The sequence below is a fragment of the uncultured Nostoc sp. genome (genome assembly GCF_964247315.1).
Taxonomy (GTDB): domain Bacteria; phylum Cyanobacteriota; class Cyanobacteriia; order Cyanobacteriales; family Nostocaceae; genus Nostoc.
In genome coordinates this window covers 18,934-29,239 of sequence record NZ_CAXTTT010000099.1, presented here as the reverse complement: position 1 = coordinate 29,239, position 10,306 = coordinate 18,934, and the positions used below count along the sequence as shown (strand labels likewise).

Sequence of the window (10,306 nt, the reverse complement as noted above, 5' to 3'; positions counted from 1 at the left end):
TGGTGATACCACACAAGTAGAAGGTAAGGGAGGTGACATCAAAATTACTAGCGGGTCGCTTTCTTTAACGAATGGCGCTCAATTAATTTCCAACACCCAAGGTAAAGGGAATGCAGGCAATATAACCATCGATACTGGCGCACTTTCTGTGACTAGTAAATCTTTTTTAGCAGCCAGCGCCAATGGAGAAAGTGGAGATGCTGGAAATATAACCATTGATGCCGGCGATCGCGTATTGTTTGATCAAGGTAGCGCATTCAGCAATGTTGGAGTCTGCTCATTAATTGCCGTTGGCTGCACCCCAAGTAATAACACGATAAAAGGCAATGGAGGCAATATTACGATCGCAGCCCCATCTCTCCAGTTAATCAACGACTCTTTTTTGGCTACTGGAGTGGGCGACGATAATATTTTGGAGAAGAAAGTAGAAGGAAATGCTGGCGACATATCAATCGATCTCAGGGATGGTTTATCTCTAGACCAGAGCTTTATCACGACCAGACTTTTTGCTAATGGAAAGGGCGAAGCGGGAGATATAGATATTCGGGCAGGATTTGTCTTTTCTGATCAATCTTTGATATCTGCTAGCACTCAAGGACAAGGAAATGCTGGCGGGGTTTCTGTACAGACTACGGGTGCAATTTCCCTGGCTGATAGTGACATCTCTACTGCCGTACAAAAAGGGGCAACTGGAGATGCTCAAGGGATTAACATCACAGCGCAATCGCTCTTATTAACAGATGGCGCTCAACTGAATACAGTCACATCAGGAGAAGGAAAAGCTGGTAATATCCTCATCAATACAACAGATAAAGTTAGTTTATCTGGGACTAATACAACAGTGGCTCCCAGCGACCTTTTTCAAAACAATATTCCACCCAGGTACAATTCTCCTCCACAGTTCGTAGATGCAGTATCGAGCGGTATATTTACCAACACCAATTCCTCTGGAGTTGGCGGCAATATAACAGTGAATACAAATACATTTAGTATTTCCAAGGGCGCAGTTGTAGATGCCCGAACTACAGCCAGTGGAACAGGGGGAGCAATTAATATCAATACGAATACAATTGATGCAACGTCGGGTGGACAACTGACTGCGATCACATCTGGTAGTGGGCGTGCGGGTAGCATCACTCTTAATGCCACTGACAGTGTGACAATAACAGACAGCGATCCAACTTACTTGGCTCGACTTGCTCAATTCGGCGCTGACAATATCGATATATATGGCAAACCGAAAGTAGGCAATCAAGGTGCAGCCAGTGGACTAACTGTGAGCAGTGTTGGTTCGGGAAGTGCAGGTGATCTCACAGTACAGGCTAACTCTATCCGTCTTGACAACGGCGCAAAAATAAGCTCTGACACGGGCAGCATCAACACCGATCCCAATCAACCACAGGCAACTATCACCCTGCAAGTGAAAGATTTATTATTACTAGGCCGTGGCAGCAATATCACGACTAACGCCAAAGGAGAAAATGTCATCGGTGGCAACATCAATATCAATGCCGATGTCCTGGCTGCTTTTGAAAATAGCGATATTACTGCCAACTCTGATGACTTTCGTGGCGGTAATGTCAGAATCAATACTAAAGGGATCTTTGGCATTCAGTTTCGGGATATAGCTTCCCCAAACACAAATGACATCACCGCTACCGGAGCAACTCGCGAGTTAAGCGGTAATGTGCAAATCACTACACCTGATGTAGACCCCACTCGCGGCTTAGTCGAACTCCCAATTAATCTAGTTGATGCTTCTAGGCAAATTTCTAATGCCTGCACACCTGGAACTCGGCAATTCCAAAATACATTTGTGGCAACAGGACGCGGCGGACTACCCATGAGTCCCACTGAACCATTACAAGATTCAAGTACTGTGTCTGGGTGGGTGAAATTAAGACCAAAATCAGAAAACTTAGCAAACACAATGACTCAGCCAAAATCAACAGCAGTTTCAACTACTCCCATTACTGCTACAACGACCATTGTGGAAGCTTCTGGCTGGGTAATCGATCGCAAGGGAAATATAGAACTAGTAGCACAAGTTCCTCAACTCAACCCTCACAGCCCTTGGCAAACACCTGCTTCCTGTCCTGTATCTCAGGGAGGTGTGAAATATGGCAAAACTTCAGGTGTCAAAGCGAGTCGTTAGATTTGCGGTAACTCCCGTAGTCCTATTTACTCTTGCTGTTTTCCTGACTATTATCCCTAGCACATTTGCTAAACAACAAAAGACAAATTCACCAACCGGGTTTCACATTCAAATCAATAAACCCCCAGCCACAACCCCACAGCAACTTCTTGAGCAAGGAGAAGCACTTTATCAAACTGGGCGCTTTACTGAAGCCGTAATTATTTTACAACAAGCTGTGCGTACCTATCATCGAGAAAACAATAACCTCGCACAAGCCGCAGCGCTGACTAACCTCTCTCTTGTATACCAAAAACTCGGCTCGTGGAAAGAAGCTTATGCAACTATTGACAATAGCTTAAATTTACTTGGCTGGGATGAGATAAATCAAAAGTTAAATGTCAACAAGCCAAAATCTGAATTGTTAGAAATTCTTGCACAAACTCTAAATATTCAGGGTGAATTGCAACTAGCACAGGGACAAACTGATGCATCTATAAAAACATCACAACAAGCAGAGCAAATCTGGAAGAAATTAGGTGATACTGCTGGAGTAACGCGCAGCCGGATTAACCAAGCACAAGCCCTACGAGTTGATGGTTTTTACCGCCGTAGCTTGGATATATTGGAGGAAGTATCCAAACAGTTACAAGCTCAACCTGACTCCCTTGTAAAAGTAATAGCTTTGCGATCGCTTGGCAATGTCTTACAACAATTAGGCGAACTAGAGTCATCCCAGAAAAACTTACAACAAAGCTTAGAAATCGCTCAAAGTCTGCAACTGCCTCTAGAAATTAGTTTGACAGAATTTAGTCTTGGTAATACTGCTAGGTCGTTAAATAACATTAAAGATGCGATCGCTCATTATGAAAATGCTGCCAAAATTGCACCAAACCCTCTGGCTAAAGTTCAAGCCCTGATTAATCAGCTGAGTTTGCTGGTTGAAAACAAACGCATCACCGAAGCAAAGTCATTAATACCCACAATCCAATCTCAAGTCCCGAATCTACCTACCAATCAAGCTGGTATTTATGCACGGATCAATTTTGCTCAGACTCTAACCACAATTGGTAACAAAAAAGACATTGCAGAGATTCTGGCAACTAGCGTTCACCAAGCTAAAATAATCGGTGATGAACGTGCCGAATCTTATGCACTGGGCAGCTTGGGAGAAGTTTACGAACATAACTTTCAATGGCAAGAAGCACAGGATTTGACACAGCAAGCCTTATTTCTAGCTGAAAAAATTGATGCCTCAGATATAGCTTATCGCCTTGAGTGGCAGTTAGGACGCTTACTCAAAGCACAGGGAAATATGCCAGCCGCCATATCTGCTTATGATACTGCTGTAACAACTCTTCAGTCTCTTCGCAGCGATTTAGTTGCAGTTAATCGAGACGTGCAGTTCAATTTTCGCGATCGCATAGAACCTCTTTATCGACAGTCTGTAGAGTTGCTTTTACAAGAGAAAGGACAAGGAAAACCAGATTTAGATAAAGCACGTCAGCGAATGGAAGCCTTGCAAGTTGCAGAACTCGATAATTTTTTCCGAGAAGCTTGCTTGAGCAACCAATTTGTAGTATTGGACAAAGTAATAGACCGCGACAACCCGAATACTGCTATTTTATACCCGATTATTCTAGATAATTATTTAGAAATTATTATCAAACTTTCCAATCAAACATTGATGCATAAAACTTCTAAAGTCAAACGTCAGCAAGTAGAGCAAGTTATTACAAAAATACGAGATACAATAGTCGAACCTGATGCTAATCTGCAATTTAAAGCAGTTTCTCAACAGCTTTATAACTGGTTAATTAAACCAGTTGAAACAGACCTTAAAAATGGTAAAGTTAATACTCTAGTCTTTATTCCAGATGGGTTGCTGCGAAATATACCGATGTCTGCATTGTATGATGGCAAAGAGTATTTAGTGCAAAAATACTCTGTAGCTATTAGCCCCGGACTGCAACTATTTACTCCCAAACCTTTAGCACACAAAAAATTGAATGCTTTGGTTGGAGGACTATCACAACCACCCAAAAATGAAAAGTTTGCACCACTTCCCAACGTTAAGGTTGAACTGGAATTAATTCAGGAATCAGGCGTATCGACAACTACATTATTGGATAAAAATTTTACCAGTACGACTTTAAGAAAAACCATCAACGCTCAACCTTTTAGAGTTGTTCACTTGGCAACTCACGGGCAATTTAGCTCTAAAGCAAAAGACACTTTTATCCTAGCAGCTGATGGACGCATCAATGTGAGTGAATTAAATAGTTTGCTTAAAAGTAGAGAGCAAAAACTAACAGAACCAGTTGAATTACTTGTTTTGAGTGCTTGCGAAACAGCAGCAGGAGATAACCGAGCTGCATTGGGATTAGCAGGAGTTGCCCTGCGTGCTGGTGCGCGGAGTACTTTAGCCTCACTATGGCAAATTGGTGATAACTCTACAGCTTTATTTATTGAGGAATTTTATCGCCAGTTAGTGAGTGGTAAAACTACGGCAGAAGCTTTACACTTTGCTCAATTAAAATTACTTGAAACTCCTGAATATAACCGTCCGATGTACTGGGCGCCCTACGTTTTAGTTGGTAATTGGTTGTAGAAATATAGGCTTATAGATACTTTACTGGATATAAAATTATTAGGGGGTTGGTAATTTTATTAGGGGCATCGTAGCAATATTATCCAAATTAATTGATTGCAATAAACTTTGCCAATCTTTTTGAAGAGATGCATTATTATAATTAGAAATGCGTAGTTGTGTTAGCATATTTAAAGCATCAAACCAAATCCCTTTTTCAGCATAGATTATAGTTTTTTGTCGAGGCTCATTTGCGGCTTTTAATTGTTGTATAACACGAGCGTCTAAATTGATTCTTTTAATGTCCCCTTCTACATATACAGGAATGCTTGCTGTCTCTTGGTTACAACGTACTTTTAAATACCAGTGATATGTTTTATCTATTTCTAATGAAGCAGTATTAGGGAGAGAAATACCAATGATACTTGGCTTTGAAGGTAGGGCGATCGCATTTCTATAAACATCATTTTCGGCGCTATCCTGTAAGCTAAATTCAGCGCTTGAGTTAGACAAATCCTTAGTATAGGGAATGTAAAACCAAAATGTAGGTCGTTCTAAAGTGGTTAGTCCCTCTACAGTCCCGATAATTGGTTTGTTTGTCTGTTTGCTAACCTTTTGTTCCTCCTGAAATGGTACTAAGGCAGTGAGCGGGATTGAAACCGCAGGGCAATTATCTCGACTACCCATTCCTGTTCTACGCCCAGATACAGGACTTAATGGAGCAGGTGCTTTTGGCAAAATAAAAACTGGTCGAGAAGTAGGTTCTTGAGGTGAAGCAGGTGTTTTAACTGGTTGTGCAGGCTGTTTATTAGTAACTGGTTGTTTATTTTGATCTGTTACTTGTGCTGGATATTGGGTAATGCTGCTCAAAATCAGAGCAGTTGTTAAGATCCATTTCATTGACTTAACAGGTACGATTTTTGCTTGTTGCTATCGTCATCATAAAGGTTAACGTCGCATTTGGTTAAATTGATTGTCATTATTTTTGTATGCGATCGCATTTTATTTGAATTGAAGCTGGGACGGCAAGCTTCAGCTTACAAAACAGCACAGAAAGCACTTAATCGATTTATTCAAGAAACAAAACTTTTGGTTGACAGTTTCTGATTGGTGCTAAAACTAATGCTTATTAGGGCTGGTTTGAGTAGTGCGTTGAATCCTCAACCAGCCTTATCAAAATTCCTCTGCTGTTAACTACCAGCTACCGTAAATCCCTGTTTTTCAAACACAGTTTTGGCTTCATTGCCCGATAAAAATTGTACAAAATCCTTAGCGGCATCGACATTTTTACTGCTTTTGAGAACCGCAATCGGATAGACGACGGGAGAATGGGTTTTTTCAGATGCAGTTGCTACAATTTTGACTTTTGGCGTACTTTTGGCATCTGAAAGGTAGACGACTCCAGCATCAGCATTACCTGATTCTACGTAATTGAGAGCTTGACGAACGTCTTTGGCATAGACGGCTTTGCTTTTAACGGCGTCAATTATTTTTAATGAAGTTAAGATTTGTTGAGCATATTGTCCAGCAGGGACACTTTTAGGTTCGCCTAGAGCAATTTTCTTAATACGTGGTGAAGTTAAGTCTTTGAAATCAGCCACAGCTGTAGAATTTTGGGGTACTATCAACACCACTTGATTTTTCAGCAAGTTTTTGCGAGTCCCATCAATTAACAAACCTTTTTGCTGTAAAGCATCTATCTGTTTAGTTGCAGCTGAGATAAAAACGTCAACTCCTGCACCCTGTTCAATCTGTTGTTGCAAAGCGCCCGATGAGCCAAAGTTGTAGGCCAATGTAATGTTTGGCTTTTCTTTGCTGTAGAGAGGTTTGATTTCGTCCATTGCATCTTTGAGGCTAGCAGCTGCTGATATCGTCAAATTTGCTGTTTGGGCTGCTGGACTAGTAGTTGAGGATGAATTAGGTGTAGTTGTTTGACTACAGCCGACGATTAGTAAAAACGAGATAAATACCCAACTGACAAAAGTCAGGATTCGTTTGTTATTCATTTGCAGTCTCTCAAGCGTTTTTTCTTAATTAATTCATAATTTACCAATCTAGGGGACTAGTAACCAAAAAAACTGGTAAAAAATCACAGATTACTACTTAGGACTAACTGTTACCAACAACTGCTGCCGATACCCACTAATTTTTTACCAAATGTATTAGTAATAAAACTGAAGTATTTAGTAGTTTGTCATACATAATTTATTTTTTAGTACCAAGATTAATAAACAAAATGATATCAACTTTTGTCCCGCCTTTTAGCCAATTTTAAAAAACTAAAAGGAATTCCTAAGCGTTGAGCTATACGCTGCACTTGTCTTAAGGTTTTGTGGGAACGAATTTGCTGCTTACCTTTGTTGTTGTGATGTCTGCGGTCTTTCATTTATCTGTTTGCCTTTTTTGTATAAAAAATTTCACAAGCCTGTCTATGCAGTAACTATGAGATGATGTCTATCCACTGAAGTTTTTAACCTTTACCTTAGCACTAGCATTTTCGTCACTACCAAATTGAGTTTATTTTTGTTGCCAAAATTAATGTTACAAAATGAAGTAGTACCAAGAATGTCTTTTGCATGTGTCAGATAACAGTCAGAAAAATGGTTGGATTAACTACAACTACTTTATAGTAATTTTATTACCAAATAAATTGGTTTAAAAAGATATAAATACCAAATTATTTGTGTATATTTTATATATGAATAGATAGTAAAAAATTATATATTTTCTGTCAGTAGCGATACAGATTAATTTAATTAGTTGTTATTATCTATGTGTAAACAAAAAGACACTAGGAATCATAAAATGCAAGTTAGCGCTCGTAATGCTCTCAAAGGAACTGTAAAAAACGTCGTTGTTGGCTCTGTAAATACTGAAGTAACAATAGAAGTAGCATCAGGGGTAGAGGTGACTGCAATTATTACCAAATCATCAGCAGAAAATCTCAAACTTACTGAAGGTAAAGAAGTTCACGCCATAATTAAATCATCAGATGTAATAATTGCCGTAGACTAGAGTAATTGTTGAGATTTTATTAAGGTGGGCTATCAAACTGCTCTCTAGAACGCGAGCGCATAGATAAGTTGTTGGTACAACTGTTCCATCAATAATATGTTGTAGATAAGCTAAACTAAAGCTATTTGGTGTATTAGCCACACCACCAAATGTCCACATAGGATTGCGATCGCACGCTTTTGATGTCCAAACATCGGGATAAACTGCTGTACTGGTGATTGTTCCAAGTATTCTTTGAGAATCGCCAAGTCGATCGTGCACTATGAAGAAGGAGAAATCCCAACCTAAAGGCAGCAGTTATAGATTCCGTACATGATTCCTGCATTAGCCATTGCTGTATATCCCACCATAAAGTAGTAATACTTCAAAGGCCCCACGCTTTGCTGTGGGGCTTATTTCATTTGGCATTCAACCCAGGACAAAGAGTATTGCACATAGTTCCTTTAATGATGTCTAAAATAAGTACCAACTTTACAGGTACTAAATCAAAAAATGTATAGACAACTACAATACTTGCTACCAACTAGGTGGTAGATTTTACGACTGATAAAGAGGTAAAAAGTGATGAACTTAACACCCACTGAGTTAGAACGCTATCACCGCCAAATGATGCTTCCCAATTTTGGAGAAGCAGGACAAAAGCGCTTGAAGTCTGCAACGGTTTTGGTTACAGGTGTAGGGGGATTAGGCGGTACATCAGCGCTTTATTTAGCAGTAGCGGGTGTTGGGCGGCTAATCCTAGTTCGGGGTGGTGATTTACGGCTAGATGATCTGAATCGTCAGGTTCTGATGACAAATGATTGGGTAGGTAAGCCAAGAGTACTCAAAGCCAAAGAAACTCTGCAAGCTATTAATCCTGATATTCAGGTGGAAGCAATTCATGATTACGTTACAAAAGAGAATGTAGATTCTTTAGTGCAATCTGCTGATATAGCTGTTGATTGCGCCCACAATTTCACAGAGCGGAACTTGCTCAATGAGGCTTGCGTGCGTTGGCAAAAACCAATGGTGGAAGCTGCAATGGACGGAATGGAAGCTTACCTGACAACGATTATTCCTGGTGTAACTCCTTGTCTATCATGCTTGTTCCCAGAAAAGCCTGATTGGAATCAGCGTGGGTTCTCGGTTCTCGGTGCTGTTTCTGGGACACTAGCTTGTCTTAGTGCGTTAGAGGTAATAAAGCTGATTACTAAGTTTAGTCAACCCCTATTGTCACAACTGCTGACAATCGACTTGATGCGAATGGAATTTGCCAAACGACATTCTTATCGCGATCCTTCATGTCTGGTATGTGGTAATAGTTCTTGTTCGGAAAATTCGTAAACAACATCTTTATAAATAACCGAATCTACTCGATGAGTCAAATCTCTGTTATTTTGACTCTTTAAATACTTCATAGTAGCTTACCATTACAATGACATTAATACTCCCGTATCCAGATTACGTAAAACTATTATACCAAGCAGAAATAATTCAAAATAATGATAGTTCAGATAATTTTGATATCGCCAGAAAGTATCAATTTGGGCAAGGGGATTGGCGACAGATTCAGCTACGAGATAGCATATCTTTAGAAATTTCCAATTATCAGCAGCCAAAATCATTCATTTTAAAACTTCATGAGCGAAAGCATCCATTAGAATTTCGATTCCTTATTTTGTTAGAGAGTGAATTTAAAAATCTTGAGTTCAAGACAGGAGAATACTTTTTAAGTGGCAGTGGTATGGCATCTGAGTGCGCTGTATTAGAACCATCAGCGCGGGTAGTAGAAGTAGCTATTCACCTACATCCAAATGTGTTTCATAGCTTTGCAGAAAATACATCTGGTAAACTCCCAAAAGAATTACAACATCTAATTAGACGTTGGGATCAACCAACTTATGAACGCTATGGAACTCAAACTCCTGCAATGCAAATAGCAGTACAGCAAATCCTTCAATGTCCATACCAAGGCTTTACTAAACAAATTTATCTTGAAGGTAAGGTTTGGGAACTGGTAGCAATGCTAGTCGAGCAAGAAGTACAAATCAACCAAGGTTGCTTCCAGATTAATAAACTCAAGCCATCAGATATTGACCGTATTTACAATGTTAAGGAAATTTTGTTGAAACATTTAGACAACCCACCATCTCTTATGGAATTAGCACGACAAGTAGGTTTAAATGATTGCACAATGAAGCAAGGCTTTAAGCAGGTTTTTGGGACTACGGTGTTTGGCTATCTGCATCACTGCCGAATGGAACTAGCTTATAAGCTACTTATTGAAAGAAATATGAATATCACAGAAGTAGCCAGAACAGTAGGTTATGCTAGCTTACCTTCATTTAGTAATGCTTTTCGTAAGAAGTTTGGGGTAAGTCCTAAGTCCTGTCACAGATAAAAATTCCGGATGGAATAAAAAAAATTCCGGCTCGAATAAGACGCAAACACTGAAAAGTTATATATTTTTACAATAATTAGGTTGGTATAAATATATTTTTTCACCAACTTAGTTAGTAGTAGTTGAGAGCTATGGACTGTAAGGAAAATTATACTTAATTCTCAATTTAAATACTTATTAGTACCGA

The 10,306-nt window shown here is 39.6% G+C and carries 8 protein-coding genes; 5 read left to right on the top strand and 3 right to left on the bottom strand.

The window, feature by feature from the left end:
- Together ACFE93_RS25320 and ACFE93_RS25315 are read left to right on the top strand one after the other, a co-directional pair.
- A partial coding sequence (locus ACFE93_RS25320) for a beta strand repeat-containing protein (protein WP_375477345.1) occupies positions 1 to 2,155 on the top strand: 2,155 nt, incomplete at its 5' end.
- Positions 2,121 to 4,745, top strand: coding sequence for a CHAT domain-containing protein (locus ACFE93_RS25315; protein ID WP_375477343.1), 2,625 nt, complete (start codon positions 2,121 to 2,123; stop codon positions 4,743 to 4,745). The genes ACFE93_RS25320 and ACFE93_RS25315, both read left to right, overlap by 35 nt.
- Positions 4,746 to 4,784: 39 nt before the next feature.
- Here ACFE93_RS25315 and ACFE93_RS25310 read toward each other — a convergent pair whose 3' ends face one another.
- Together ACFE93_RS25310 and modA are read right to left on the bottom strand one after the other, a co-directional pair.
- On the bottom strand, positions 4,785 to 5,624 hold the full coding sequence (locus tag ACFE93_RS25310; RefSeq protein ID WP_375477341.1) for a DUF928 domain-containing protein: 840 nt from the start codon (positions 5,622 to 5,624) through the stop codon (positions 4,785 to 4,787).
- Positions 5,625 to 5,914: 290 nt separating this feature from the next.
- The gene (modA, locus tag ACFE93_RS25305) at positions 5,915 to 6,730 is read right to left on the bottom strand and encodes a molybdate ABC transporter substrate-binding protein (RefSeq protein WP_375477339.1); all 816 of its coding nucleotides are present in this window, start codon (positions 6,728 to 6,730) and stop codon (positions 5,915 to 5,917) included.
- A 799-nt stretch (positions 6,731 to 7,529) separates the two neighbouring features.
- Between modA and ACFE93_RS25300 the strand changes: the two genes are divergently transcribed.
- Positions 7,530 to 7,739: a TOBE domain-containing protein gene (locus ACFE93_RS25300; protein WP_334845284.1), complete on the top strand. Its 210-nt coding sequence runs from the start codon at positions 7,530 to 7,532 to the stop codon at positions 7,737 to 7,739.
- Here ACFE93_RS25300 and ACFE93_RS25295 read toward each other — a convergent pair.
- Entirely contained in the window at positions 7,713 to 8,000 is a 288-nt protein-coding gene (locus ACFE93_RS25295) for a hypothetical protein (RefSeq protein WP_375477337.1), read from the bottom strand. The genes ACFE93_RS25300 and ACFE93_RS25295 overlap by 27 nt on opposite strands.
- 300 nt (positions 8,001 to 8,300) lie before the next feature.
- On the opposite strand from ACFE93_RS25295, the gene ACFE93_RS25290 reads away from it, so the two are divergent.
- Positions 8,301 to 9,062: a ThiF family adenylyltransferase gene (locus tag ACFE93_RS25290; protein WP_375477335.1), complete on the top strand. Its 762-nt coding sequence runs from the start codon at positions 8,301 to 8,303 to the stop codon at positions 9,060 to 9,062.
- 91 nt (positions 9,063 to 9,153) lie between these two features.
- The gene (locus tag ACFE93_RS25285; protein WP_375477333.1) at positions 9,154 to 10,119 is read left to right on the top strand and encodes a helix-turn-helix domain-containing protein; all 966 of its coding nucleotides are present in this window, start codon (positions 9,154 to 9,156) and stop codon (positions 10,117 to 10,119) included.
- Positions 10,120 to 10,306 lie beyond the last annotated feature (187 nt).

Excerpts from the sequence above, each read along its gene's own strand:
- ACFE93_RS25315 (WP_375477343.1), top strand. The coding sequence starts at position 2,121 with ATGGCAAAACTTCAGGTGTCAAAGCGAGTCGTTAGATTTGCGGTAACT.
- ACFE93_RS25285 (WP_375477333.1), top strand. The coding sequence starts at position 9,154 with ATGACATTAATACTCCCGTATCCAGATTACGTAAAACTATTATACCAA.
- modA (WP_375477339.1), bottom strand. The coding sequence starts at position 6,730 with ATGAATAACAAACGAATCCTGACTTTTGTCAGTTGGGTATTTATCTCG.
- ACFE93_RS25310 (WP_375477341.1), bottom strand. The coding sequence starts at position 5,624 with ATGAAATGGATCTTAACAACTGCTCTGATTTTGAGCAGCATTACCCAA.
- ACFE93_RS25300 (WP_334845284.1), top strand. The coding sequence starts at position 7,530 with ATGCAAGTTAGCGCTCGTAATGCTCTCAAAGGAACTGTAAAAAACGTC.